The 26,194-nt window shown below is 70.2% G+C and carries 23 protein-coding genes and 1 riboswitch; of the genes, 10 read left to right on the top strand and 13 right to left on the bottom strand.

Annotated elements, in window-relative coordinates:
- Positions 1–95: 95 nt before the first annotated feature.
- Together AB0H78_RS05745 and AB0H78_RS05740 are read right to left on the bottom strand one after the other, a co-directional pair.
- Complete coding sequence (locus AB0H78_RS05745) at positions 96–1,892, bottom strand: AMP-dependent synthetase/ligase (RefSeq protein ID WP_363232977.1); 1,797 nt, start codon at positions 1,890–1,892, stop codon at positions 96–98.
- A gap of 232 nt (positions 1,893–2,124) precedes the next feature.
- A complete protein-coding gene (locus tag AB0H78_RS05740; protein WP_363232976.1) occupies positions 2,125–3,621 on the bottom strand; it encodes an MFS transporter in 1,497 nt (498 codons plus the stop codon).
- Between the two features lie 115 nt (positions 3,622–3,736).
- Here AB0H78_RS05740 and AB0H78_RS05735 point away from each other — a divergent pair, with 115 nt between their 5' ends.
- Positions 3,737–4,741, top strand: coding sequence for an AsnC family transcriptional regulator (locus tag AB0H78_RS05735; protein ID WP_363232975.1), 1,005 nt, complete (start codon positions 3,737–3,739; stop codon positions 4,739–4,741).
- Between the two features lie 60 nt (positions 4,742–4,801).
- Here the strand turns inward: AB0H78_RS05735 and AB0H78_RS05730 are convergent, their stop codons facing one another.
- Entirely contained in the window at positions 4,802–5,668 is an 867-nt protein-coding gene (locus AB0H78_RS05730; RefSeq protein WP_363232974.1) for a LysR substrate-binding domain-containing protein, read from the bottom strand.
- 127 nt (positions 5,669–5,795) lie between these two features.
- Between AB0H78_RS05730 and AB0H78_RS05725 the strand changes: the two genes are divergently transcribed.
- Entirely contained in the window at positions 5,796–6,818 is a 1,023-nt protein-coding gene (locus tag AB0H78_RS05725; RefSeq protein ID WP_363232973.1) for a bile acid:sodium symporter family protein, read from the top strand.
- Here AB0H78_RS05725 and AB0H78_RS05720 read toward each other — a convergent pair.
- Positions 6,805–7,719 (bottom strand): zinc-binding dehydrogenase, encoded by a 915-nt coding sequence (locus AB0H78_RS05720; RefSeq protein WP_363232972.1) that lies wholly within the window; start codon positions 7,717–7,719, stop codon positions 6,805–6,807. The genes AB0H78_RS05725 and AB0H78_RS05720 overlap by 14 nt on opposite strands.
- An 86-nt stretch (positions 7,720–7,805) precedes the next feature.
- Here AB0H78_RS05720 and AB0H78_RS05715 point away from each other — a divergent pair, with 86 nt between their 5' ends.
- Positions 7,806–8,294 (top strand): MarR family winged helix-turn-helix transcriptional regulator, encoded by a 489-nt coding sequence (locus tag AB0H78_RS05715; protein WP_363232971.1) that lies wholly within the window; start codon positions 7,806–7,808, stop codon positions 8,292–8,294.
- Here AB0H78_RS05715 and AB0H78_RS05710 read toward each other — a convergent pair.
- The 7 genes from AB0H78_RS05710 to AB0H78_RS05680 form a co-directional block, all read right to left on the bottom strand.
- Positions 8,277–8,876, bottom strand: a complete 600-nt coding sequence (locus AB0H78_RS05710; RefSeq protein WP_363232970.1) for a hypothetical protein — start codon at positions 8,874–8,876, stop codon at positions 8,277–8,279. The two genes, AB0H78_RS05715 and AB0H78_RS05710, sit on opposite strands and share 18 nt — an antisense overlap.
- Before the next feature lie 87 nt (positions 8,877–8,963).
- Positions 8,964–9,851, bottom strand: a complete 888-nt coding sequence (locus AB0H78_RS05705) for a tetrahydrofolate dehydrogenase/cyclohydrolase catalytic domain-containing protein (RefSeq protein ID WP_363232969.1) — start codon at positions 9,849–9,851, stop codon at positions 8,964–8,966.
- Between the two features lie 21 nt (positions 9,852–9,872).
- A riboswitch (ZMP/ZTP riboswitch) is annotated at positions 9,873–9,966 on the bottom strand.
- Positions 9,967–10,050: 84 nt separating this feature from the next.
- Entirely contained in the window at positions 10,051–10,890 is an 840-nt protein-coding gene (fdhD, locus tag AB0H78_RS05700) for a formate dehydrogenase accessory sulfurtransferase FdhD (RefSeq protein ID WP_363232968.1), read from the bottom strand.
- A 25-nt stretch (positions 10,891–10,915) separates the two neighbouring features.
- Entirely contained in the window at positions 10,916–11,773 is an 858-nt protein-coding gene (locus tag AB0H78_RS05695) for a 2Fe-2S iron-sulfur cluster-binding protein (RefSeq protein ID WP_363232967.1), read from the bottom strand.
- On the bottom strand, positions 11,770–13,611 hold the full coding sequence (locus tag AB0H78_RS05690; protein WP_363232966.1) for an NAD(P)H-dependent oxidoreductase subunit E: 1,842 nt from the start codon (positions 13,609–13,611) through the stop codon (positions 11,770–11,772). The genes AB0H78_RS05695 and AB0H78_RS05690 overlap by 4 nt, the downstream gene beginning before the upstream one ends.
- A 4-nt stretch (positions 13,612–13,615) precedes the next feature.
- Complete coding sequence (locus AB0H78_RS05685) at positions 13,616–15,535, bottom strand: molybdopterin-dependent oxidoreductase (RefSeq protein WP_363232965.1); 1,920 nt, start codon at positions 15,533–15,535, stop codon at positions 13,616–13,618.
- Between the two features lie 73 nt (positions 15,536–15,608).
- Entirely contained in the window at positions 15,609–16,598 is a 990-nt protein-coding gene (locus AB0H78_RS05680) for a 2-dehydropantoate 2-reductase (protein WP_363232964.1), read from the bottom strand.
- A gap of 150 nt (positions 16,599–16,748) precedes the next feature.
- On the opposite strand from AB0H78_RS05680, the gene AB0H78_RS05675 reads away from it, so the two are divergent.
- The 4 genes from AB0H78_RS05675 (at position 16,749) to AB0H78_RS05660 (ending at position 20,109) form a co-directional block, all read left to right on the top strand.
- On the top strand, positions 16,749–18,110 hold the full coding sequence (locus tag AB0H78_RS05675) for an OFA family MFS transporter (RefSeq protein WP_363232963.1): 1,362 nt from the start codon (positions 16,749–16,751) through the stop codon (positions 18,108–18,110).
- Positions 18,070–18,219: a hypothetical protein gene (locus AB0H78_RS05670; RefSeq protein ID WP_363232962.1), complete on the top strand. Its 150-nt coding sequence runs from the start codon at positions 18,070–18,072 to the stop codon at positions 18,217–18,219. Before AB0H78_RS05675 ends, AB0H78_RS05670 begins: the two co-directional genes overlap by 41 nt.
- 144 nt (positions 18,220–18,363) lie before the next feature.
- Positions 18,364–19,308 carry a beta-ketoacyl-ACP synthase III gene (locus AB0H78_RS05665; protein WP_363232961.1) on the top strand — a complete coding sequence of 315 codons (945 nt, stop codon included), beginning with the start codon at positions 18,364–18,366 and terminating at the stop codon, positions 19,306–19,308.
- Positions 19,309–19,431: 123 nt separating this feature from the next.
- Positions 19,432–20,109 carry a GntR family transcriptional regulator gene (locus AB0H78_RS05660; protein WP_363232960.1) on the top strand — a complete coding sequence of 226 codons (678 nt, stop codon included), beginning with the start codon at positions 19,432–19,434 and terminating at the stop codon, positions 20,107–20,109.
- Between the two features lie 31 nt (positions 20,110–20,140).
- Here the strand turns inward: AB0H78_RS05660 and AB0H78_RS05655 are convergent, their stop codons facing one another.
- A complete protein-coding gene (locus tag AB0H78_RS05655; protein ID WP_363232959.1) occupies positions 20,141–20,938 on the bottom strand; it encodes an NAD(P)H-binding protein in 798 nt (265 codons plus the stop codon).
- The gene (locus AB0H78_RS05650; RefSeq protein ID WP_363232958.1) at positions 20,935–22,095 is read right to left on the bottom strand and encodes a low temperature requirement protein A; all 1,161 of its coding nucleotides are present in this window, start codon (positions 22,093–22,095) and stop codon (positions 20,935–20,937) included. Before AB0H78_RS05650 ends, AB0H78_RS05655 begins: the two co-directional genes overlap by 4 nt.
- A 202-nt stretch (positions 22,096–22,297) precedes the next feature.
- Here AB0H78_RS05650 and AB0H78_RS05645 point away from each other — a divergent pair, with 202 nt between their 5' ends.
- The 3 genes from AB0H78_RS05645 to AB0H78_RS05635 all read left to right on the top strand — a co-directional run bounded on the left by AB0H78_RS05645 (position 22,298) and on the right by AB0H78_RS05635 (position 26,153).
- Positions 22,298–23,479, top strand: a complete 1,182-nt coding sequence (locus AB0H78_RS05645; RefSeq protein WP_363232957.1) for an ROK family transcriptional regulator — start codon at positions 22,298–22,300, stop codon at positions 23,477–23,479.
- A gap of 110 nt (positions 23,480–23,589) precedes the next feature.
- Positions 23,590–25,110 carry a sugar ABC transporter ATP-binding protein gene (locus tag AB0H78_RS05640; protein ID WP_363232956.1) on the top strand — a complete coding sequence of 507 codons (1,521 nt, stop codon included), beginning with the start codon at positions 23,590–23,592 and terminating at the stop codon, positions 25,108–25,110.
- The gene (locus tag AB0H78_RS05635; RefSeq protein ID WP_363232955.1) at positions 25,107–26,153 is read left to right on the top strand and encodes an ABC transporter permease; all 1,047 of its coding nucleotides are present in this window, start codon (positions 25,107–25,109) and stop codon (positions 26,151–26,153) included. The genes AB0H78_RS05640 and AB0H78_RS05635 overlap by 4 nt, the downstream gene beginning before the upstream one ends.
- The last annotated feature ends 41 nt before the right edge of the window (positions 26,154–26,194 follow it).

The raw sequence follows: 26,194 nt of genomic DNA, 5'->3' as shown, positions 1-26,194 counted from the left end.
GTCCCTCCCTCTGGGGTGACCCGCATTCTGCGTGGGTATCTGATGGACCGTCAATAACTGACGCAGCGCCAATTGACGGCCCGTCAGAAACGTCCTCAGCGGTAGAGCGCTTCCACTTCCTCGCTGTACGCCGTCTCGATCGCCCGCCGCTTCAGCTTCAGGGAGGGGGTGAGCAGCCCGTGCTCCTCGGAGAACTGATGGGCCAGGATCCGGAACGTACGGATCGACTCGGCCTGCGAGACCAGAGTGTTGGCCGCTACGACCGCCCGCCGCACCTCCGTCTCCAGATCGGGATCGCGGACCAGGTCGGCCGCCGAGAGCGGAGGTTTGCCGTGCATCGACAGCCAGTGGTCCACGGCCTCCTGGTCGAGCGTGACCAGGGCTGCGATGTACGGCCGGTCGTTGCCGACGGCCAGGCACTGGGCCACCAGCGGATGGGCCCGGACCCGCTCCTCCAGGACGCCGGGCGACACGCTCTTGCCGCCGGAGGTCACCAGGATCTCCTTCTTGCGCCCGGTGATCGTCAGATAGCCGTCCTCGTCGAGGGCGCCCAGGTCCCCGGTGGCCAGCCAGCCCTCGTTCAGTACGGCGTCGGTCTCCTTGGGGGAGTTGAGGTAACCCGAGAAGACGTTGGCGCCGTGCACCCACACCTCGCCGTCGTCCGCGATGTGCACCGTGGATCCGGGGATCGGCTGACCGACGGTTCCGTAACGGGTCTGCTCGGGCGGGTTGGCGGTCGCGGCTGCCGTCGACTCGGTCAGTCCGTACCCCTCGTAGATCGTGACGCCCGCACCCGCGAAGAACAGACCGAGCTGGCGCGCCATGCCGGAACCGCCCGACATCGCGTGCCGCACCCGCCCGCCCATCGCGTCACGGACCTTGGAGTACACGACCTTCTCGAAGAACTGGTGCTGCATCCGCAGACCCGCCGAGGGGCCGGGGCCGATCCCGAACGCCTTGTGCTCCATGGCTTCGGCATAGCGCACCGCGACGTCGACGGCCTTGTCGAAGGGGCCCTCCTTGCCGTCGGCCTGGGCTTTCCTGCGCGCCCCGTTGAAGACTTTCTCGAAGATGTACGGCACGGCCAGGATGAAGGTGGGCCGGAACGTGACCAGATCGGGCATCAGCGCCTTGGCGGCGAGCTCGGGCTGATGGCCGAGCTTGACCCGCCCGCGGATCGTCGCGACCTCCACCATCCGCCCGAAGACGTGGGCCAGCGGCAGGAAGAGCAGCGTGGACGCCTCGTCCCCGCGCTTCGAGTGGAACACCGGCTCCCACCGCTTGACCATGGTGTCGGCCTCGTACATCAGGTTCGCGTGCGTGATCACGCACCCCTTGGGGCGGCCGGTCGTCCCCGAGGTGTAGATGATCGTGGCGACCGAGTCGGGGGTCACCGCCCGCCGGTGGCGCTCGACCACCTCGTCGTCGATGTGCGAGCCGGCGGCGACCAGCTCGTCGACCACGCCGCCGTCCAGCTGCCAGAGTCTCTTGAGGTGCGGCAGGCGGTCGATCACCGAGCCGATGGTCATGGCGTGGTCCTCGTGCTCGACGACGCAGGCGGTGACCTCGGAGTCGTACAGCATCCAGAAGACCTGCTCGGCCGAGGACGTCGGATAGACCGGAACGGGCTGGGCGCCGATCGACCAGAGCGCGAAGTCGAAGACGGTCCACTCGTAGCGCGTACGGGCCATGATCGCGACGCGCTCGCCGAAGCGGACGCCCTCGGCGAGCAGCCCTTTGGCGAGCGCGAGCACCTCGTCGCGGAACTGTGCCGAGGACACGTCGGTCCAGCGGCCGTCGGCCTTCCGTCCGAGGGCGACCCGATGGGGGTCCGCCTCGGCATGGTCGAACACGACGTCCGCCAGTCCGCCTACCTGAGGCGCCGTCGCCATGGGTGGGACAGTGAACTCGCGCAAGATGACCTGCTCCTATGTGACGCTCCGCACAGCGCCGTGACGCTACCTCACCGCGCCGTCCGGCGGGAGAGGGGGCATTGTGCCCGGCGATACGGAATCCCCACAGGTCAGCGGCGGAAACCTGCCCACATGGGGAAGCGTCGGGCGCACTCCTGACCGAACGGTAAGTTCCCCGGACCGGAATCTCCACGGAATCTGTACGCCCGCATCACGGACGCGCTACCGGAGCGGCCGGCTGCAGCACGGGCCCGGCCTGCGCCGCGGCCACGGGTGCGGGCGTCCGGAGGAAGAGCAACACGGCGAACCCGGCGAGAATCGCGACCGCCCCCGCGGCCAGCAGCGCCGCGTCAAGACCCGAGGCGAACGCGGTGTGCAGGACATGATCGGGGATCCCGGGCCGCAGCGTCGCGGCCCCGCCGCCGGCCAGCGCGTGCGCCGCCCGGGCCGAACCGTCCAGATCATCCGTCATCCGTGAGGTGAGTACGGTCCCGAAGACGGCGACCCCCAGCGCGTAACCGAGCTGCCGTGCGGTGTTGACCGCCCCACCCGCCATCCCCGCACTGTGCGCGGGTACGGACGCGAGCGCGGCGCCCCCGAGCGCGGGCGAGACCAGCCCGACGCCGAACCCGGCCACGGTCAGCCCGGCGAGCAGCGCCGTCCAGTCGGACCCGGCCCCGAGCACCGCCTGCCCCAGCGTGCCTCCGCCGATCAGCAGCAGACCGCCCCCGATGAGGTACCGGCGCTCCACCCCGTGCAGCAGCCGCCCGCCGACCGCGGCCACCACGAAGGCGGCCCCGGCGAGCGGCATCAGGGCCAGACCGGCCTTGACGGGGCTCATGCCGAGCAGCGTCTGGAGCCAGATGGAGAGATACGGAAAGACACCGAACGCCGCGGCGTTGAAGGCCATCGCACCCGCCATGATCACGACGAACGACGGCCGGCGCAGCAGCGAGAGATCGAGCAGCGGCTGCGCGGCCCTGCGCTCGACCACGACGAAGGCGGCCAGGGCGAGGGCTGCGACGGCGAGGGTGGCCACGGTACGGAACGATCCCCAGCCGTCCTCCCCGGCCCGCACCACGGCGAAGGTCAGCGCGCCCGCGAACACCGCGAAGACCACCGTGCCCGCCCAGTCGACCCGGCGCCCCGCGGGGCTGCGCGACTCGCTCACCGTCCTCAGCGTCAGCCAGATCGCCGCCACGCTCACCGGGAGGTTGACGAAGAAGATCCACCGCCAGTCCAGCGCCTGGGTCAGCGCCCCGCCCAGAATCGGCCCCAGCGCCGCGGCCGCGCCGCTCACCGCACCCCAGATGCCGAGCGCGAACGAACGGTCCCGCCCCTGATAGGCGGCGCCGAGCAGCGACAGCGTGGTCGCGAGCATCCCCGCCCCGCCCACCCCCTGCAGCGTGCGCATCGCGATCAGCATCGAAGGACCGGTGGCCAGACCGCACGCCAGCGAGGCCGCGGCGAAGAATCCGGTCCCGGCCACGTACATCCGCCGCCGCCCGGTCACGTCCGCCGCGGCGCCCGCGCCGAGCAGCAGCGCGGCGAGCGCCAGCGCGTAGATGTCGATGACCCACTGGAGATCGGAGAGCGATGCGCCCAGCGACCCCGCCATGTCGGGCAGCGCGACGATCACGATCGACACATCGAGCAGCAGCATGAACGTTCCGAGACACACCGCGACGAGCGGCCCCCACTTACGCATGATGTTCTCCCTTTACGAATCCGAACCTGCCTCCGTACGATCGGGCCCTGACGCCGATAATCACCAGGCGCTTTCACGTTTTCGCCGGAATCCGACAGAGAGCAGGGACGGGTCAGTGGAATCCCACGCACCGGCCGCCACCTTCGACGACCTGGACCTGCAACTGCTCCAGGCCCTGGAAACCGACGGCCGGGCCCCGTTCAGCCGGATCGCGACGGTCCTGGGCGTATCGGACCAGACCGTCGCGCGCCGCTACCGACGGCTGCGCACGGAGACCGGACTGCGGCTGATCGGAGTCCGGGACATCTCCGCCCTCGACCGGGACAACTGGCGGATGCTGCGGCTGCGCTGCACCCCGGACGCCGGGGACTCCATCGCCCGGGCGCTCGCCCGCCGCCCCGACACCGCCTGGATCGTGCTGTCCTCCGGTGGAACGGAAGTGGCGTGCATGACGCTCGCCCGCACCCGCGAGGCGGACGACGAGCTGATCCTCGGCAAGCTCCCGCGCACCCCGAGCATCACCGACATCCGCGACCACCAGCTCATGCACCGGTTCTACGGCGGCCCGCAGGGCTGGCTCGGCAAGAGCGGCGCGCTGAGCGCCGAACAGGTGGCGGCACTCACCCCCCAGTACGCCGAAGGGACGGCCGGTGCTCCTCTCTCACCCGAGGACGAGCCGCTGGTGACCGCCCTCAAACACGACGGCCGCGCCACCTTCGCCGAACTGCAGAAGGCAACGGGCCGCTCGGAGACGGCCGTTCGCCGCCGTCTCGACCAACTGCTCGCATCCGGCGACCTCTTCGTGGACGTGCAACTGGACGCCGAACCCCTCGGCTTCCGCATGTTCGCCCTGCTCTGGATCACCGCGGCGCCCGCATCGCTCGACGCCGTGGGCCGCGCGATGGCCGACCACCCCGAGGTGGCGTTCGCGGCCGCATCGGCGGGGCCGTGCAACATCCTGGCGACGATCGTCTGCCGCGACTCGGCCGCCCTGTACGCCTACCTGAGCGAGCGGCTCGGCAAGCTGGAAGGAGTCCAGCACATCGAGACGTCGCCGATCCTGCGCCGCATCAAGCAGCTGAGCTACGAGGAGGGCCGCCCGGGCCGCGGCCTCTCCTAGGCCTGTCGGAGCCCAGGCCTGTCGGAGCCCAGACCTGTCCGAGCCCAGACCTGTCGGAGCCTAGAGCTGCCGGTGCAGCCGATCCGCGCCCGCCAGGATCGCCGAGGACAGCGCCCGCGCCGCCTCCCGCGCCCCGCCCGCCTCCCGCCCCTGCAGCAGTACGAAGTCCACGTCGCCCAGATCGGGAAGACCGGCCCGCGCCGGGAGCTGGGTCAGCCCCGGCGGGATGAGCCCGCGGGTGTGTGCCATGACGCCCAGGCCCGCGCGGGCCGCGGCGATCAGTCCGCTCAGGCTGGTGCTCGTACAGGAGATGCGCCAGGGCAGTTGGTGCCGCTCCAGGACCTCAAGGGCGCGGGCGCGGGTGATGCCGGGCGGCGGGAAGAGGATCAGCGGGAGCGGGCGGTCGGGGTCGATGCGCAGGCGCGGGGCGCCGATCCAGGTGAGCGGGGAGCGCCAGACCAGTTCGCCGTGGGTGTCGCCGGTGCGGCGCTTGGCGAGCACCAGGTCGAGGCGGCCCGCCTCCAGCTCCTTGTGCAGCGTGCCGGAGAGCCCCACGGTCAGCTCCAGGTCCACCTCGGGGTGGTCGTGGCGGAAGGATTCGAGGATCTCGGGGAGGCGGGTGAGGACGAAGTCCTCCGAGGCGCCGAAGCGCAGCCGCCCGCGCGGCCTGGATCCGGCGAAGAAGGCCGCCGCGCGCTGGTTGGCCTGCAGGATCGTGCGGGCGAAACCGAGCATCGCCTCGCCGTCCTCGGTCAGTTCCACGCTGTGGGTGTCGCGGGTGAAGAGGGTGCGTCCCGCCGCTTCCTCCAGCCGGCGCACATGCTGGCTGACCGTGGACTGGCGCAGGCCCAGGCGGTGGGCGGCCTGGGTGAAGCTCAGGGTCTGCGCGACGGTCAGGAAGGTGCGGAGCTGCGCGGGATCGTACATACGCCGACGTTATCGCAGAACGTGATGACAGTCAGAGTGGTATGCAGGATTCCCGATCATGGGCCGAGAGAGGAGGATGGGGAGGCCACGCACCTGTCCGAGGTCGTCACGAGAGCAAGTGGAGCTCATGAGTCGCCGCACGTTGCAGCTTCCGTCCTGGCTGCCGATCGATCCGTACATCCTCGCCCTGATCTCCACCGTGGCCCTGGCAGCACTGCTGCCGGCCGGCGGCGGGGCCGCCGACATCGCGGGCGGGGCCTCGACCGGAGCGGTGGCGCTCCTCTTCTTCCTCTACGGGGCGCGGCTCTCCACCCGGGAGTCGATGGACGGGCTTCGGCACTGGCGGCTCCATCTGACCGTACTGGCCTGCACGTTCGTGGCCTTCCCGCTGCTGGGGCTGGCGTCCAAGGGCCTCGTGCCCTTCGTCCTGACGCCCCAACTCGCCAATGGGCTGCTGTTCCTGTGCCTGGTGCCCTCCACCATCCAGTCGTCGATCGCCTTCACCTCGATCGCGCGCGGCAACGTCCCGGCGGCGATCTGCGCGGGCTCCTTCTCCTCGCTCGCGGGGATCGTCGTCACCCCGGTGCTGGCCGCGCTGGTCCTGGGCAGCAGTGGGGGAGGTTTCTCCGCGGACTCGCTGCTGAAGATCGTGGCGCAGCTCCTGGTGCCTTTCCTGGCCGGGCAGTTGCTGCGCCGCTGGGTCGGCGGCTTCCTCGTCAAGCACAAGAAGGTCCTCGGGTACGTCGACCGGGGCTCGATCCTGCTCGTCGTCTACACCGCCTTCAGCGAGGGCATGGTGCAGGGCATCTGGGGCCAGGTCAGCTTCGTACGGCTGCTCGGACTGCTGGCGGTGGAGGCGGTGCTGCTCGCCGCGATGCTCACGCTGAGCTGGTACGGGGCCAAGCGGCTCGGCTTCGGGCGCGGTGACCGGATCGCGATCCAGTTCGCCGGGTCGAAGAAGAGCCTGGCGGCCGGACTGCCCATGGCGAGCGTGCTGTTCGGGGCGCAGGCCTCCCTCGCCGTCCTGCCGCTGATGCTCTTCCACCAGATGCAGCTGATGGTCTGCGCGGTCATCGCCAAGCGACGCTCGCGCGACCCGCTCCCCGAGGTGGAGGAGACGGCCGCGCAGGTCCCCGCTATGGCCCGGTGACCAGCACCACCTTGCCGAGGTTGGCGCGCGAGACGATGAGCTCGTGCGCCTTCGCGGCGTCTTCCAGAGGGAAGCGGGCCGCGACGGCGGTACGGATCTTTCCCGCGCCGCGCAGATCCCAGAGCCCTTCGCGCCAGGCCGCGTAACGGGCGGGCTGCTCGCGGGCGATCATCGCCATCTGGAAGCCGATGACCGTCTTGGCGCCGACGAGCAGGTCGTAGGCCTGGATCGTGCCGCCTCCCGAACTGAACGCCACCAGGCGTCCGTTCGGTGCGAGAGCGGCGATCGCGGGGGAGAGCAGCGCTCCGCCGACGGCGTCCAGGACGACATCGACCGGCTCGCCCCAGTTCTCCTGTCCGTACGTCACGACCTCGTCGGCCCCGAAACCCCGTACGAACTCCGCCTTGTCCGGCGAGCCGACGGCGGCCACCACCCGCGACGCCCCGCCCAGGCGCGCCAGTTGCAGCGCGATGTGCCCGGTCGCGCTCGCGGCGGCGGTGACCAGGACCGACTCGCCGGCCAGATGCCCGGCGGCCTCGTACGCACCGCGGGCGACGAGCCCGGCCCGTACCAGCGCCACCGCGTCCACCGCGCTCGCGCCCTCGGGGATCTTGGAGGCCATCGCCTCCGTGAGGACGGTGAACTCGGCGTAGCCGTCCTTGAAGCAGAGCCCGGTGACCCGCTCGCCGACCGCGAACCCGCTCACCCCCGCCCCGACGGCGACGACCTCGCCCGCGACCTCTCCACCGAGCTCGGTGGGCTCGCCGGCCGCCACCTTCCGTACGACGGGGAGCGTGACGCCGATCGCCTCCGTGCGCACGAGGAGCTCGCCGGGGCCGGGCTCGGGTGGTGCGGCGTTCTCTATGTGCAGACCGTCGTCGTCATGCCGTATGTGTCGCATCGGCGCCTCCGCATCATTCGTTGGGAGCACCAACGGTAGTGGAGATTCGTTGGGAGGTCCAACGTTTTCCGCGCTAGGATTCCGGCATGGCATCCGACACTCCACCGCCCGGCCTGGAGCGCATCACCGCACTCCCCAGCTGGCTTCTCGGTCGCGCGTCCGCCCGCGGTCACCGACTGGTCGCGGAGGCCTTCGCTCAGGAGGGCATGCGGATGGCGCACCATGCCGTGCTCACCGCGGTCGCGGCACTCGGACCGGTCTCGCAGGCCGAGTTGGGGCGCACGGTGAAGATCGATCCCAAGGACATGGTCGCCGTCGTCAACGAGCTCCAGCAGGAGGGCCTGGTCACGCGCACTCCCGACCCCGCCGACCGGCGCAAGAACGCCATCACCGTCTCGGCCGCCGGGCGCAGACGGCTGAGGCGCCTGGAAGCGCTGGGCGACGCCGCCAACGACACCCTCCTCGCCCCCCTCGACGCACACGAGCGCGAGCAGCTCACCGCGCTGCTGGCCAGGGTCGTGCACGGAGCCGAAGGGCCAGAAGCGTCCGAAGGGGAGTCAGCTGCGACGGGGTGAGGCCAGCAGATACGTTGCGCCTGCCCGGCGGTCGAGGTGTGCGGAGGTCTGCCAGCCGGCCCCCTCCAGAGCCTCCGCGTACTCCTGCGCGTCAGGGCCCGCCACCCGCACCGCCTCAGGCTGCGCCGTCTCCGCCACCAGATAGCCGCGGCAGCCGGCCGCCTCCAGGGCGAGCGCCGCCGACTGTGTCAGATGCGTACGCTCCCAGGCGCACGGCCGGTCCGCGGTCCGGTCCGCATTGGTGACCCGCCGCATCTCCAGGAGTCCCGCCCAGGCGCTGCGCACCTCGCGCAGCCGCGCCGGATCGTCGGGCTGCGGCCCCTCGCCGCCCGTCCCGGTCCTGGCCGCGAACACCCCGGCGGTGTCCGCGGACTTCAACGGGACCGCCTCGTCGGCCAGTTGCTCGCGCAGTTGTTGCCCGGCCGGGGTGAGGTAGTGCCGGTGCGGCGGCCTCGGATGCCGCACCGCGAGCCCCTGGGCGACGAGCGCGGCCAGCGCGGGGGCCGGGCCCTGCAGCAGGCCGGACTCCGGGTCGGCGGTGCGCAGAACCCGGCGCTGGGCGGTGGACGGCTGGTGCGTCACGCCTCTGACCGTACCGCCGTGGTGCGGTGCGCGGGCACGGGTCCGGGAAGGAGCCGGGATATGTCTGCGAGGTCCATGTCCGGGACTCTAGAGGGTGTTCAACTGCCGTGCGGCCGCCTCGACGGTCTGGGCGAGCAGTACGGCGATCGTCATGGGGCCGACACCGCCCGGCACGGGGGTGATCAGGCTCGCCCGCCCGGCGGCGCTCTCGAAGTGGACGTCCCCGACATTGCCCGGGTTGTAGCCCGCGTCGATCACCACGGCGCCCGGCTTGATGTCGGCACCCGAGATGAACTCCGGCTTCCCCACGGCGGCGACCAGCACATCGGCCTGCCGGATGTGCGCGGCCAGATCGACGGTCCGCGAGTGGCAGTACGTCACCGTCGCGTCCCGCGCGAGCAGCAGCATCCCGGCGGGCTTGCCCAGGATGGCGCTGCGGCCCACGACCACGGCGTGCTTCCCGCTGAGGGCGACGTCGTACGCGTCGAGCAGCCGCATGATCCCGCCGGGCGTGCAGGAGACGAAGCCTGGCTCGCCGAAGCCCATCGCGGCGAAGGAGTGCATGGTCACCCCGTCGACGTCCTTGGCCGGGTCGATCGCCTCGAAGGCGGCACGCTCGTCGATGTGCGGGCCCACCGGGTGCTGCAGCAGGATGCCGTGCACGGTGGGGTCGTTCGACAACTCCGTGACCGCGGCGACGAGTTCAGCGGTCGTGATGGTGGCGGGGAGCGCGATGTGGCGGGACTCGATCCCGGCCTTGGCGCAGCGGTTCTGCTTCATCTTCACGTACGTCACCGAGGCCGGATCCTCGCCGACCAGCACGGTCGCCAGACACGGGGTCACCCCGGTGCGGCGGCGGATCCCGGCCGCGGAGGCGGCGGCGTCCGCGAGGGTCGTGCGGGCGAGGGCGGTGCCGTCCATGAGACGGGCGGCGTGGGCGGCCGGGGTCGGGGACTGCGTGGGGGACTGGGACATACGGGGCTCCTGGGGATCGTGGTGAATCGCCCAGGCGCGCGGCAGCGGACGGCACGGAGCCGACGGGTCCGCTCCCCGGTGGTGATCCACCTCAGCGCCAGTCACGGCCCGCGTTCACTCTAACGGGCGCGGGCCGTGGGCCGGCCGGCGCAGGGGGCGCTCCCCGCCGGCTCGGCCACCGACCCGTGCAGCGGGGCGCTCAGACCCCGGTGTGCAGGGCGATGCGCTCGTCGCCCGCGTACACGTTCATGTTCTGGCCGCGCAGGAAGCCGACCAGGGTGAGCCCGGTCTCGGCGGCCAGGTCCACGGCCAGCGACGACGGCGCCGAGACGGCGGCCAGGACCGGGATCCCGGCCATCACCGCCTTCTGGGCCAGCTCGAAGGAGGCCCGTCCCGACACCAGCAGGATGCATTGGGAGAGCGGGAGGTCATCGTTCTGCAGGGCACGCCCGACGAGCTTGTCGACCGCGTTGTGGCGGCCCACGTCCTCCCGTATATCCAGAAGCTCGCCCTGTGGCGAGAAGAGCGCCGCCGCGTGGAGCCCCCCGGTCCGGTCGAAGACCTGTTGCGCGGCGCGCAGCCGGTCGGGGAGTGCGGCGAGCAGCTCGGGCTCGACGCGGACCGGGGGAGTGTCGGCGATGGGGTGGCGGGCGGTGGTGCGGACCGCGTCCAGGCTGGCCTTGCCGCAGAGGCCGCAGGAGGAGGTGGTATAGACGTTGCGTTCCAGGGTGATGTCGGGGACGGGGGTGCCGGGCGAGAGCCTCACGTCCACCACGTTGTACGAGTTCGAGCCGTCGACCGTGGCCCCCGCGCAGTACACGATCGACTGCAGCTCCGAGGCCGTGGCGAGGACCCCCTCGCTCACCAGGAAACCCGCCGCGAGCGCGAAGTCGTCGCCCGGGGTGCGCATCGTGATGGCGAGGGGCTTGCCGTTGAGACGGATCTCCAGCGGCTCCTCGGCGACGAGGGTGTCGGGGCGCGTGGAGACCGCTCCGTCCCGGATGCGGATGACGCGGCGGCGCTCGGTGACCCGTCCCATTGGTGATCAGCCTCACTCTTTGAAATCAGCGCTGTTGTACGTGCTGGTAGCCGAAACGGCCCTTGATGCAGAGGTTGCCGTGGGTCACCGGGTTGTCGTGCGGCGAGGTGACCTTGACGATCTCATTCTCCTGGACATGCAGCGTGAGGTTGCAGCCCACCCCGCAGTAGGCGCAGACCGTGGTGGTCTCCGTCTGCTCCTCCTCCCTCCAGGTGCCCGCCTCGCGCATGTCGAACTCCGACTTGAAGCTGAGGGCTCCGGTCGGACAGACCTCGATGCAGTTTCCGCAGTACACGCAGGCGGAATCGGTGAGCGGGGCGTCGTGCTCGGTGGAGATACGGGCGTCGAAACCGCGGCCGGCGACCGAGATCGCGAAGCTGTTCTGCCACTGCTCGCCGCAGGCGTCCACGCACTTGTAGCATTGGATGCACTTGTCGTAGTCGCGGACATAGAGGTCGTTGTCGATCTTGGGCTCTTCATTGAGACGCGCGGCGTCGGCCCCGAACCGGCCGGGCTTCGCCTCGTACTCCTTGATCCACTCGGCGGCGCGGGGCGTCGTCGAGAGATCGGTGGAGGAGGCGAGGAGCTCAAGGACGACCTTGCGGCTGTGCCGGGCGCGCTCGGTGTCCGTGCGCACCTCCATGCCCGCCTCGGCACGGCGCGAGCAGGCCGGGGCGAGCGTACGGGCGCCCTCGACCTCGACGACACAGACCCGGCAGGCGTTCTTCGGGGTGAGGGTGTCACCCTCGCAGAGCGTCGGGATGTCCTTGCCCGCGCCCCGGCAGGCCTCCAGGAGGGTCGACCCTTCCGGGACGCGGATCTCCTGGCCGTCGAGGGTGAACTCGATGAGCCGGCGCGGGATTCCGAGGGGTGTGACGGTCACTTGTACGCTCCCAGTCGGTCGATGGCGGACTCGACGGCATTCCACGCGGTCTGGCCGAGACCGCAGATCGAGGCGTCCTTCATGGCCCGGCCGACCTCGCGCAGCAGGGCGATGTCGGTGGCGGCCTCGGCTCCCGTACGGTCCAGGATCCGGTGCAGCGCCTCCTCCTGCCGCACGGTCCCGACGCGGCACGGCACGCACTGCCCGCAGGACTCGTCGCGGAAGAACTCGGCGATGCGGAGGAGGAGCCGGGGCAGTGGCACGGTCCCGTCGAAGGCGAGCACGACGCCGGAGCCGAGGGTGGTGCCGGCGGCTCGAGTGCCCTCGAAGGTGAGGGGGATGTCCATTTCGTCGGGCCGTACGAAACCGCCTGCCGCGCCGCCGAGGAGAACGGCCTTGAGGGTCTCGGGCCTGCCCGCGAGGTCGAGGAGCTCGCCTAGCGTGGCGCCGAAGGGGAGTTCGTAGATTCCGGGGCGTTCCACATTGCCCGAGACGCAGAAGAGCTTGCTCTCGGCCGCGCGGAAAGCGGCTGCGCCCTGGCTGAGGATCGGCAGGACATTGACGAGGGTCTCGACGTTGTTGGCGGCGGTGGGCTTGCCGAAGAGGCCCTTCTCCACGGGGAAGGGAGGCTTGGAGCGGGGCTCGCCCCGGTACCCCTCGATGGAGTTGAAGAGGGCGGTCTCCTCACCGCAGATGTATGCGCCCGCGCCGCGCCGGAGCTCGATGTCGAAGGCGTAACCCTGCCCGAGGACGTCGTCGCCGAGGAAGCCGCGGGCGCGGGCCTGGGCGATGGCGTGCTCCAACCGGCGTGTCGCGCGCGGGTATTCGCCTCGGATGTAGAGGTAGCCGAGGTGCGCCCCGGTCGCGTATCCGGCGATGGTCATCGCCTCGATGAGGGAGTACGGATCCCCCTCCATGACCACCCGGTCCTTGAAGGTGCCGGGCTCCGACTCGTCGGCGTTGCAGACGACGTAGTGGGGGCCTTCGGCCTGGGACGCGGTGGCCTGCCACTTGCGCCCGGTGGGGAAGGCGGCACCGCCGCGCCCGACGAGCCCGGCGTCGGTCACCTCGCGGATGACGTCGGTGGGGCCGAGGTCGAAGGCGCGGCGCAGGGCGGTGTAGCCGCCGTAGGCGCGGTAGTCGTCGAGGGAGGCGGGGTCGACGACCCCGACCCTGCGCAGAAGGGTCAGGCCTTGCTGGCCGGCCTGGGGGACGGCCATGGTGGCGGCAGGTTCGCCCGGAGCGGCTTCCGGCGCGGTCGCGGCGAGGACGACGGCGTCGGGAGTGGCGGGTCCGATGACCGCGGTGGCGTACGGGCGGAGAGGCCCCGCAGGGACCCCCGCCTGGATCACCAGCGCCGCCGGGGCACGTTCGCAGAGCCCGAGGCAGGGGCTCTCCTGCCAGACCACACCGCCCCCGGCCGCCGCCCCGGCCGCACCCAGCCGGGCCTCAAGACCCGCACACACCTTCGCGGCACCCTTCGCCGCACACGCCAGATCCGTACAGACATGCACCACCTTCGCGGGCCGCGGCTTCACCGCGAACATCGCGTAGAACGTCGCGACCCCGTACGCCTCCGCAGGCGGCACCGTCAGCCGGCGGCACAGATAGTCCAGGGCCCCCTCGCTGATCCACCCCACCCGGTCGTTGATCGCGTGCAGCCCCGGCAACAGCTGGTCCCGGCGCTCGCGCGCCGCCCGCCCGCCGCGCGCCCAGCGCAGATCCGCATCCGTACGGTCCTCCGCGCCCTCCCACGCCGACTCGGGCGGTCCGAGCAGCGCATCGACGGCCGCTCGCTCCTCGTCCGTCGGCTTGCTGTCGCCGAAGTGCAGGTCCACTGGTTCAGCTCCTCTCGATCCGTATCGCGGACGCCTTGAACTCCGCCGTCCCCGCGATCGGGCAATTGGCCTCGATCGTCAGCTGGTTGGTGTCCACCTCATCCGGAAAGTGCATGGTCATGAAGGCCAGCCCGGGCCGTAGCGCGGGGTCCACCCACACCGGGGCGGTCACGGCCCCGCGCCGTGAGACGACGCGCACCTCCTGGCCCACCGCGACCCCGTAGTGCTCGGCGTCCTCCGGGCACAGCTCGACGTACTCGCCGCGCCGCAGCGGGGAGGCGAAACTCCCGCTCTGGACACCGGTGTTGTACGAGTCGAGACGCCGTCCCGTCGTGAGCCGGATCGGATACTCCTCGTCCGTCAGGTCGACCGGAGGATCGTGCTGGACCAGGCCGAAGGGGGCGAGGCGCCCGCGGTCGGCCAACTCGGGCTCCCAGAGCCGCCCGTGCAGGAAGGTCGAAGGGAGTTCCGACAGATCCGGGCAGGGCCACTGCAGACCCTGCTGCTCCTCGAGGCGGTCGTACGTCATCCCGAAGTGGTCGGGGGACAGCGCCCGCAGCTCGTTCCATACGCTTTCGGAGTCGGCGAACTTCCAGTCGTGGCCGAGCCGCCGCGCCATCTCGCAGATGATGTCGATGTCCTCGCGGGCCTCGCCGGGCGGGGTGAGCGCGGCACGCACCCGCTGAACTCGCCGCTCGCTGTTGGTCGTTGTGCCCTCTGTCTCCGCCCAGGCGGCCGTCGCGGGCAGCACCACGTCCGCCATCTCGGCGGTCTTGGTGAGGAAGATGTCCTGGACGACGAAGTGGTCGAGCGCGCGCAGCCGGCGCTCGGCCTGCTCGCTGTCGGCCTCCGACTGGGCAGGGTTCTCGCCGATGCAGTACACGGCGCGCAGGTCCCCGTGCTCCATCGCCTCGAACATCTCGGTGAGGGTCATTCCGTACCGCGGCTGGATGACGGTGTCCCACGCCACCTCGAACTTGCGCCGGTCGCCGTCGTCGAGGATGTCCTGGAAGCCGGGCAGCTTGTTGGGGATGGCACCCATGTCGCCGCCGCCCTGGACGTTGTTCTGGCCGCGCAGGGGCTGCACCCCTGAGCCGAACCGGCCGACATGCCCGGTCAGAAGCGACAGATTGATCAGTGCGCGCACATTGTCGGTGCCGTTGTGGTGCTCGGTGATGCCCAACGTCCAGCACATCTGCGCGCGTTCGGCCCGGGCGTAGGCGTGGGCCAGCTCGCGGATCGCGGCGGCAGGGACCCCGGTGACCTTCTCGGCGAGGCCGAGTGTCCAGGGCTCGACGAGGGCCGCGTACTCCTCGAATCCGGTGGTCGCGCGCTCCACGAACGCCCGGTTGTGCAGGCCCGCGTGGATGATCTCGCGGCCGATCGCATGGGCGAGCGGGATGTCGGTGCCGACGTTGAGGCCCAGCCAGCTCTCCGCCCATTCGGCGGTGGAGGTGCGGCGCGGGTCGACGGCGTACATGCGCGCCCCGTTCCTGATCCCCTTCAGCACGTGGTGGAAGAAGATCGGGTGGGCGAAGCGTGCGTTGGAGCCCCACATCACTATGAGGTCGGTGTGTTCCACCTCGGCGTACGAGGAGGTGCCGCCGCCCGAGCCGAAGACGGCGGAGAGGCCGGCCACGCTGGGCGCGTGGCAGGTGCGGTTGCAGGAGTCGACGTTGTTGGTGCCCATCACCACGCGCGTGAACTTCTGCGCCACGTAGTTCATTTCATTGGTGGCGCGGGCGCAGGAGAGCATCGCGAACGCGTCGGGTCCATGGGTCTCGCGCGCTTCCCTGAACCCTGCGGAGGCGCGCTCCAGTGCCTCGTCCCAGGTGGCCCGCCGCAGTGGGCCGCCCTTCTCGTCGCGTACGAGCGGGTGGGTGAGCCGGGCGTACGTCTTGGGTGTGCGGTCGCGTTTCTTCACCGATGCGCTCCTCATTGCATACAGTATTCTGTAGCCGCTTTCTGAACGGAAGCCTTGTGCAAGGGGTTTGTGATCAGGCGGCCGCCGCGATCGCGGCGGCCGTCGAGACGGACAGCAGATCCGCGATGGCGTGCACCGTCCGCAGCGTCGGCACCGCGACGCCCGTGACCTCGGCCAGCTCCACCACCGCGGCGAGCAGCACGTCGAGTTCGAGCGGCTTGCCCTTCTCCAGGTCCTGGAGGGTGGAGGTCTTGTGGTCGCCGACCCGTTCCGCGCCCGCGAGGCGCTTCTCGACCGAGATGTCCGGGCGGCAGCCGAGCGCGGAGGCGACGGCCAGGGTCTCGGCCATCATCACCTCGATGACCTGGCGGGTGTCGCGGTGCACGCACATCTCGCGCATGGTGGCGCGGGTCAGCGCGCTGAGCGGGTTGAAGGAGATGTTGCCGAGCAGCTTGATCCAGATGTCGTTGCGGATGTCGGGCTCGACCGGGCACTTGAGGCCGCCCGCCTGCATCGCCTCGCTGAACTCCAGGCACCTCTTGGAGACGGACCGGTCGGGCTCGCCGATCGAGAAGCGGGTTCCTTCCAGGTGCTGCACAACACCCGGCCCCGCGAGCTCCGTTGCCGCGTACACGACGCAGCCGATCGCCCGCTCCGGTGGGAGTACGGCACTGACGGCGCCGCCCGGGTCGACGCTCTCGACGCGATGGCCCGCGTGCGGGCCGCCGTACCGGTGGAAGTACCACCACGGGATGCCGTTCTGCGCGGCGATCACCGCGGTGTGTTCCTGGAGCAGCGGCTCGATCAGCGGCCCGCACGCCGCATAGGAGTTGGCCTTCAGGCCCAGGAAGACGTAGTCGACCGGGCCGATGTCGGACGGATCGTCGGTGGCGTGCACGCGCGAGGTGAAGTCGCCGCGCGGGCTGAGGACTTGGACGCCGTCCCGCTTCATGGCCGCCAAGTGCGGCCCGCGGGCGACGAGATGGACGTCGGCGCCGGCGCGGTGCAGCGCCGCTCCGACATAGGCGCCGATGGCTCCGGCGCCGAGGACTGCGACCTTCATGGTGAGGCTCCGAATCGGTTGAGGGATGCCGAAGGGGACGCTCGCACTCACGGTTGCGTCAATAAATATTGTCTACAGTATGCAAGTTCGGTCGACAAGGGGTGTCGCAGCTCTTCCCAACTCCTTTGGCTGTTCTTAGGGTTCATGGACATGACCATGCCGATCGCCCCACCCGGCTGGAGCCGCTGGCTCATTCCCCCCGCTGCCCTCTCCGTCCACCTCTCCATCGGCCAGGCCTACGCCTGGAGCGTCTTCAAACCCCCGCTCGAATCCGCACTCGACCTCTCCGGCACTCAGAGCGCGCTGCCCTTCCAGCTGGGCATCGTGATGCTCGGCCTCTCGGCGGCCTTCGGCGGCAGATGGGTCGAGCGCAACGGCCCGCGAAGGGCGATGGCCGTCGCCCTGGTCTGCTTCTCCTCCGGCTTCCTCATCTCCGCCCTCGGCGCCGCGACCAGCCAGTACTGGCTGATCGTGCTCGGGTACGGCTTCGTCGGCGGGATCGGCCTGGGCATCGGCTACATCTCCCCGGTCTCGACCCTGATCAAGTGGTTCCCCGACCGCCCCGGCATGGCCACCGGCATCGCGATCATGGGCTTCGGCGGCGGCGCGCTGATCGCCTCGCCGTGGTCCACGCAGATGCTCGACTCCTTCGGCCGCGACAGCCACGGCATCGCGCTCGCCTTCCTGGTGCACGGCCTCGTCTACGCGCTGTTCATGTCCCTGGGCGTGCTCCTGGTACGTGTCCCGCGCACCCCTCCCGCGGCCGCCCCCGCCGCCCCGGCCGCACCGTCGGTACGTAACGGCACAGGACCCCAGGTCTCCGCGAACAGTGCCATCCGCACCCCGCAGTTCTGGTGCCTGTGGCTCGTTCTGTGCATGAACGTCACCGCGGGTATCGGGATCCTGGAGAAGGCCGCTCCGATGATCACCGACTTCTTCTCCGGGACCGGCTCCCCGGTCTCGGTCTCCGCGGCCGCCGGATTCGTCGCGCTGCTCTCGGCCGCCAACATGGCGGGCCGCATCGGCTGGTCGTCGACGTCCGACCTGATCGGCCGCAAGAACACCTACCGCGTCTATCTGGGCGTCGGCGCCCTGATGTACCTGCTGATCGCGCAGTTCGGCGACTCCTCCAAGCCCCTCTTCATCATCTGCGCGCTGGTGATCCTCTCCTTCTACGGCGGCGGCTTCGCGACCGTCCCCGCGTACCTCAAGGACCTCTTCGGCACCTACGAGGTGGGCGCCATCCACGGCCGGCTGCTCACCGCCTGGTCACTGGCCGGTGTCCTCGGCCCGCTGATCGTCAACCGGGTCGCCGACGCGCAGAAGGACGCGGGCAAGAGCGGGGCCACGCTCTACGGGCTCTCCTTCACCATCATGATCGGCCTGCTGGTCGTCGGCTTCGTCGCCAATGAACTGATCAGGCCCGTGCACCCGCGCCACCACCACATCCCCTCCCCGAGGAAGGCAGCAGATGACGACAGCGGCGTCCGAACCGAGCAGCACCCCGCCTGAGCGGAGCCGTACCGGGCTGATCGTCTTCGCCTGGCTGTGGGTCGGGGCGCCTCTCGCCTACGGTCTGTACGAGCTTGTCCTCAAGGCCAAACAGCTCTTCACCGGATGACACGAGGGTGAGCTGCGGATAAGCGGTAAGTCGGAAGCCTCCAAGACCTTCGCCCGAATCCTGTTGCTTTACGCGCCCTCGTACCCGTGAGTCGCTGACGAGACTGGAGGGCTCCTGACGTCAGCAGCAGAGGGGCCCACGGGCATGACCGGTACCCGCATCACCGCACTCGGCCATTACCAGCCCGCCAAGGTGCTCACCAACGCCGACGTCGCCAAGATCGTCGACACCAGCGACGAGTGGATCCGTACCAGGGTGGGCATCGAGACCCGTCATGTCGCAGGCCCCGACGAGCCCGTCGACGAGCTCGCCGCGCACGCCGGGGCCAAGGCGATCGCCGCCGCGGGCCTCACCGCGGCCGACATCGACCTGGTGATCGTCGCCACCTCCACGGCGATCGACCGCTCCCCGAACATGTCCGCCCGGGTCGCGGCCCGCCTCTCCATGGGCTCGCCCGCCACCATGGACCTCAATGTCGTCTGCTCGGGCTTCACCCACGCCCTGGCCACCGCCGACCATGCGGTGCGCGCGGGAGCCGCGACCCGCGCCCTGGTCATCGGCGCGGACAAGATGACCGAGGTCACGGACTGGACCGACCGCACCACCTGCGTCCTGGTCGGCGACGGGGCGGGCGCCGCGATCGTCGAGGCGAGCCCGGACGGCAGCGAGGGCATCGGCCCGGTGCTGTGGGGTTCGGTGCCCGAGATGGGGCATGCGGTACGGATCGAGGGGACGCCCCCGCGCTTCGCCCAGGAGGGCCAGTCCGTCTACCGATGGGCCACCACCCAGCTGCCGCCCATCGCCCGCAAGGTCTGTGAGAAGGCCGGGATCACCCCCGAGGACCTGGCCGCTGTCGTACTGCACCAGGCCAACCTGCGGATCATCGAGCCGGTCGCGGCCAAGATCGGCGCGGTGAACGCGGTGATCGCCCGCGATGTCGTCGAGTCCGGCAACACCTCGGCCGCCAGCATCCCGATGGCGCTGTCGAAACTGGTCGAACGGGGTGAAATCGCCTCAGGCGAACCGGTATTGCTCTTCGGTTTCGGTGGAAATCTGTCCTATGCGGGGCAGGTCGTCCGCTGCCCGTGAGGCGCGAGTGAATGAAGCGTACATCACTCGCCGCAACCCATCGGCATACTGGCCATTGTGCTCGGTAGACTGTAGACGATAGCCAATTGCTCTACGCCGATGTGCTGTTGAAGGGGGATCGGGATGCTGACCACCGGACTGCCGCAGGGGACCGTGCCGAAACTGGAACGCCCTGGACCGTTGCGGGAGCGGGTGTACGAGGCGCTGCTCGAGCTCATCACGACGCGCGCCCTGCAGCCGGGTCAGCATCTGGTCGAGAGTGAACTGGCCGGACATCTCGGGGTGTCACGGCAGCCCGTCCGCGAGGCGCTGCAGCGGCTGAACACGGAGGGCTGGGTCGATCTGCGGCCCGCCCAGGGCGCGTTCGTGCACGAGCCGACCGAGGCGGAGGCCGACCAGCTGCTCTCGGTCCGCACGCTCCTTGAGGCGGAGGCCGCCCGGCTGGCAGCGGCCAACTCGGGCTCTGCGGGGATCGCGGCCCTGGAGGCGCTCTGCGCGAAGGGCGAGAACGCGGTCGCCGAGGACGACATAGACCTCGCCGTCGCCACCAATGCCGAGTTCCACGCGAAGGTGATGGAGCTGGCGGGCAATGTCGTCCTCAGTGAGCTCGCCGGACAGGTGGACCGGAGGGTGCGCTGGTACTACCAGCCCGTGGCCCGCCAGCGCGGCAGGCAGTCCTGGATCGAGCACCGGGAGCTGATCACCGCGATCGCCGACCGCGACGAACAGCGCGCGACGGCGGTCATGCGGGCACACACGGAGCACACCCGCACCACCTACCACCACCGCGAAGAGGGCTGAAGCCGCCGAAGGCGCTGAAGCCGCGGAACACCTACCGGGCGAACGCGTCCGCGTGGTCCTCGGCCCACTGCCGGAAGCTGCGCGGCTCGCGTCCGGTGAGGTTCTTCACCGTGTCCCGTACGGGCGACTCGTCGAGGGTCCCGTCGACGTAGAAGCTGAAGAAGGCGTCCACGTACTGCTGGGGCATCGCCGCCTCCATCTCCTTCCTGGCCTCGTCGTCCGTGAGGCCGGTGAAGGTCAGCTCCCGGCCGAGCACCTCGCCCAGGATGCGGAGCCGGTCGCCGGGGAGCAGCGATTCGGGGCCCGAGAGGGCAAAGGCGTGGCCCTCGTACTCGGGTCCGGTCAGTGCGAGGGAGGCGACGGCCGCGATGTCGTACGGATCGGTCGAGGCGACCCGCACCGAGGGGAAGGCGTCGCGCACCACGTCGCCCGCCTTCAACTGCGGGAGCCAGCGCAGGGTGTTGGACATGAAGGCGGCCGGGCGCAGGAAGGTCCAGGGCAGGCCCGACTCCCGTACCGTCACCTCCGACTCGATCATGTAGCGGGCGACGGCGTTGTTGAGGTCGCCGCCGGGGACCGAGCTGCTGGAGAGCATCACCACGCGCTCCGCGCCGGCCGATCGGATCTCGGCGAGGGTTTCCGCGAAGTTCTCGTACCCCGGCAGCAGGAACACCGCGCTCACCCCGTCGAGCTGTGCGGCCACGCTCTTGGGGTCGTTGAGGTCGCCGCCGGTGGAGCGGCTGAAGGGCCTGACCTCTTCGCCGGCCGCGGTCAGGATACGGACCACCTCGGAGCCGACGTTGCCGGTCGCGCCCGTCACCAGAATCATGCGGTTTTCCCCTCGCGCTGTGTGCAGTGGCCCCAGCGGGCCTCCGCCGCGAGCATAGCCACCAATACGGCTACCAGGGCGCAGAGTTGGACAAGTGCGGACACTGCCGTGCCGAGCGGGATCGTGGCGAGCACGGCCGCCGTCGCCGCCGCCCGGTAGCCGAGCGGGCTGATGCGCAGCGCCGCGCGGAAGGCGACGTTGCCCGCCAGGAAGAGTGCGATGCCGCCGGCCAGAGCGACGGCGGGTCCGGCCGGGAGGTGTTCGGGGAGGTGGCCGATGGACTTCTTCACACCGGCGGCCAGTACCGCGACACCGAGCAGCATCGGTACGAAGCAGTAGTAGTACGCGGCCATGGTGAGCCGGAAGCGGGCGAGGCCGGTGGCCCGGTGGAGTGCGGCCTCGGCGAGCGCTTCGTCCCGCAGGAAGTACGTCCACCACAGCGCGGTCGCCAGGGCGAGGGAGAGCAGGACGGTTCCGTACAGGCTCAGATCGAGGTGCAGGTTCCCGGTGCCGACTCCGATCGCGATGACGGACTCGCCGAACGCGACGATCAGCAGCAGACCGTGGCGCTCCACGAAGTGGGCGGGGTCCAGGGCACCGACCCGGTCGGAGACGACGCTGCGGCCACCCGCGTAATCGCCGTTGATCCGGCTGGAGAGGATGGGCGCGAGGTTCTGCACGGCTATCGCGACCAGCCACAGCGCCTCGGCCGCATGGCCGTCGAGGGTGCCCGCGACGGTGATGAGGACGGCGGTCGTCAGATTGGGCACCGCGAAGCTCAGTACGTACAGACCGTGGATCAGTGCGTAGAGCGAGCTCTGGACGATGACGACGAGCAGGAAGCCGAGGCCGAAGGCGACCCCGCCGCCGTCGAAGGCGCGGGGGATCGCCAGGGCGCAGATCAGGAAGCCGCTCATGCCCAGGACCAGGGGCAGCCGGCGGGCGTTGGTCTCGGGCGGCACCTGGTTGGTGAGGTAGGCGTACGCGCCGTACATCCAGAACAGCACGATGAAGATCAGCAGGACCCGGCCGGCCGTGCGGAAGGTCAGATCGTGGGTCAGCAGCACCGTCAGCTGGGTGAGAGTGAAGACGAAGACCAGGTCGAAGAAGAGTTCCAGGGTGGTGACCCGGCGCGCGGCCGGCTCTTCCGTCGGCATGTGTTCCCCCAGCGGTGCGTAGATCGAATATGCGCGCGACACGATAGTCGAGCGGTGTCTCGGGACGGCTTTGTCCTCAGTGTGGAGAAAGTGGTCACTGATTCATGCGCAACTTCTTCCCACTCCGGGCAACCGCTGCTACGTTCCCCTCCAAAGCCCAATGAGGACACGGCCGATGAGGCGGGGAGGGCACGTGAGGCGCATGACGGCACGACCTGCGAACGCGCATCAGGCGCGACTGCTCCGCCTGTTGCGCGACGGGGGGCCCAACTCCCGCGCACAGCTGGGCGATCAGGTGGATCTCTCGCGCTCCAAGCTGGCGGTCGAGGTCGACCGCCTCCTGGAGACGGGACTCGTCGTCGCGGACGGCCTCGCCGCCTCCCGCGGCGGCCGCCGCTCGCACAACATCCGGCTCGCGCCCGCACTGCGTTTCCTCGGCGTCGACATCGGGGCGACCTCGATCGATGTGGCCGTCACCAACGCCGAACTGGAAGTGCTCGGGCACCTGAACCACCCGATGGATGTCCGGGAAGGACCGGTCGCCGTCTTCGAGCAGGTGCTCGCCCTGGCGGCCAAGCTCAAGGCTTCAGGGGTCGCGGAAGGGTTCGACGGCGCCGGCATCGGCGTCCCGGGACCGGTCCGCTTCCCCGAGGGGGTGCCGGTCGCGCCGCCGATCATGCCCGGCTGGGACGGCTTTCCCGTACGGGAGGCGCTCAGCCAGGAGCTCGGCTGCCCGGTCATGGTCGACAACGATGTGAACCTGATGGCGATGGGGGAGCAGCACGCGGGCGTCGCCCGTTCCGTGGGCGACTTCCTCTGCGTCAAGATCGGCACCGGCATCGGCTGCGGGATCGTCGTCGGCGGAGAGGTCTACCGCGGTGTGACGGGCAGCGCGGGCGACATCGGCCACATCCAGGTCGAACCGGAAGGACGCCCCTGCGCCTGCGGCAACCGGGGCTGCCTGGAAGCCCACTTCAGCGGCGCCGCGCTCGCACGCGACGCCGAGGACGCGGCACGCGCCGGACTCTCCGCCGAACTCGCGGGACGCCTGGACGTGGCGGGGCGGCTCAGCGCCGTCGATGTCGCGGCCGCGGCGGCCGCGGGCGATGCCACCTCGCTCGACCTGATCCGTGAGGGCGGAAACCGGGTCGGGCAGGTCATCGCGGGACTCGTCTCCTTCTTCAACCCGGGCCTGGTGGTGATCGGAGGCGGGGTGACCGGCCTCGGTCATACGCTGCTCGCGAGCGTACGCACCCAGGTCTACCGCCAGTCGCTGCCCCTGGCGACCGGCAATCTCCCCATCGTCCTGGGGGAGTTGGGACCGCAGGCCGGAGTGATCGGCGCGGCCCGGCTCATCAGCGACCACCTTTTCTCGCCGGCGTAATCCGGAGAGCCGTACCGCACGGAACAGCACGTCGACGCACACCGCACCAGCACCGCGCTCTGCCCTGCCCTGCCCTGAAACCGGCCTGCACCCGCCCAAGGGGAACCGTCATGGCACCAGAACCACCGCTGCTCACCATGTCCGGCATCACCAAGTCGTTCCCCGGCGTGCGCGCCCTCGACGGCGTGGACCTGGAGGTCCTCGCCGGTGAAGTCCACTGCCTGCTCGGCCAGAACGGCGCGGGCAAGTCCACGCTGATCAAGGTCCTGGCCGGCGCACACCAGCCCGACGAGGGCAGGATCACCTGGCGGGGCGACACCGTCGCCCTCAAGTCGCCGATCGCCGCCATGCGCCTGGGCATCGCGACCATCTACCAGGAGCTGGACCTCGTCGAGCACCTCTCGGTCGCCGAGAACGTCTACCTCGGACACGAACCGACGGCAGCCGGTTTCGTCGTACGGGGGAAGGCGGCGAAGACCTCGGCCACCGCGCTGCTCAAGCGACTTGGGCACCCGGAGATCGACGCGGGAAGCCTCGTCGGGTCGCTCTCGGCCGCCCAGCAGCAGATCGTGTCGATGGCCCGCGCGCTCTCCCACGACGTACGCCTCATCGTCATGGACGAGCCGTCCGCCGCACTCGACCCCGACGAGGTCAACAACCTCTTCCGCATCGTCGCCACGCTCACCGCCGACGGTGTGGCCGTCGTCTACATCTCCCACCGTCTCGAGGAGATCCGCCGCATCGGCGACCGGGTGACCGTCCTCAAGGACGGGCGGGCCGTCGCCGTCGGGCTTCCGGCGAAGGACACCCCGACGCGGGACGTCGTGGCCCTGATGACCGGCCGCAACGTCGAGTACGTGTTCCCCGAGCGGCCGGTCGCCGACGCGAAGGCCGTCGAACCCGTCCTCAGGGTCGAAGGCCTCGCCAGGGAAGGCGAGTTCGAGTCGCTCGACCTCTCCATCGCACCCGGGGAGATCGTGGGCCTGGCCGGACTCGTCGGCTCGGGGCGCTCGGAAATCCTGGAGACGATCTTCGGAGCGCGCAAGGCGGGCAAGGGGCAGGTGTACGTCGACGGGCGCGCCCTGCGCCCAGGCAGCGTCCGCGCCGCCGTACGCGCCGGCATCGGGCTCGCGCCGGAGGAGCGCAAAGCCCAGGGGCTGCTGATGCTCGAATCCGTGACACGGAACGTCTCCGTGTCCTCCATGTCCCGCTTCTCGCGCGGGGGTTGGCTGGACCGGGGCGCCGAGCGCAAGGCGGCGCAGGCCGCCACGCGCGAGCTGTCGCTGCGGCCCGACAACCCCGACGCCCGGATCCGCACCCTCTCCGGCGGCAACCAGCAGAAGGCCGTCCTGGCCCGCTGGCTGCTGCGCGGCTGCCGGGTCCTGCTCCTCGACGAGCCGACGAGGGGCGTCGACGTCGGCGCCCGCGCCGAGCTCTATGCCGTGATCCGCCGGCTGGCCGACGAGGGCCTGGCCGTACTTCTCGTATCGAGCGAGGTCCCCGAAGTCCTGGGCCTCGCCGACCGGGTGCTGGTGCTCCGCGAGGGCCGCGTCGTGCATACGGCGGACGCCCGCGAGCTCGACGAGCACCGCGTACTCGACCTCGTGATGGAAGGGAGCCCGACGCCATGACTCCGCAGCCGCAGCCCGCATCGCCGGCGCAACAGGACGGTCCAGCCGTGACCACCACCGAGAAGACACCCCGGTCCCGCGGTTCGCGGCCGTCCCTCGGGCTCAGGCTCGACGTGCGCAATCTGTCGCTCGTCGGGGTGCTCGCCGTACTGATCGCGGTGGGCGGATTCACCAAGCCGGATCAGTTCATCGCCGTGTCCAACCTCCAACTCGTGCTGACCCAGGCTTCGGTGATCGGTGTCGTCACGGTCGGTATGACGTTTGTGATCATCGGCGGAGGCATCGACCTCTCGGTCGGAGCCATGGTTGCTCTCGCTTCTGTGTGGGCGACCACGCTGGCAACCCAGGAGTATGGCTTCCTGGGCATTCTGTTCACTGCCGTGATCGTCGGGCTGGGCTGCGGCCTCGTCAACGGGGTGCTCATCGCGTATGGGCGCATGGTGCCCTTCATCGCGACCCTTGCCATGCTCGCCTCGGCACGTGGCCTTGCGCTGCAGATCACCGACGGCAAGACGCAGATCGTGAGCCTGAAGTCGATACTCGACCTCAGCGTCCGAGACAAATACCCCCTGGGTGTTCCGCCGCTGGTCCTCATTTTCGCCGGGGTCACGATCGCGGGATGGCTCGTCCTGAACCGTACGACCTTTGGTCGGAGGACCGTTGCCACCGGAGGCAACGCGGAGGCGGCTCGGCTGGCAGGCATCGACGTGCGACGCCAGCGTCTCTATCTCTACCTGCTCTCCGGTCTGTGCTGCGGGATCGCCGCCTTCATGCTGATCGTCCTCTCCGGATCCGGGCAGAACACCAACGGAGATCAGTACGAACTGAACGCCATCGCTGCTGCGATCATCGGCGGCACCCTGCTCAGTGGTGGCCGCGGAACGATCGTCGGTTCGGTCCTGGGTGTCCTCGTCTTCGCGACGATCACCAACATCTTCTCCCTCAACAACCTGCAGACCGCGCCCCAGCAGATCGCCAAGGGCGCGATCATCGTCGTCGCCGTGCTGGTCCAGATCCACACCACGCGCGACAGCGAGGCTTGACGCTCGCGCTTGTTCCTGTTCCTCCCGTTTGAACGAAGGGG

Origin of the sequence: Streptomyces sp. NPDC050738, assembly GCF_040654175.1 — a bacterium.
Taxonomy (GTDB): domain Bacteria; phylum Actinomycetota; class Actinomycetes; order Streptomycetales; family Streptomycetaceae; genus Streptomyces.
The sequence above is the reverse complement of the archived record's forward strand: the minus strand, read 5'-3'. Positions and strand labels throughout refer to the sequence as shown.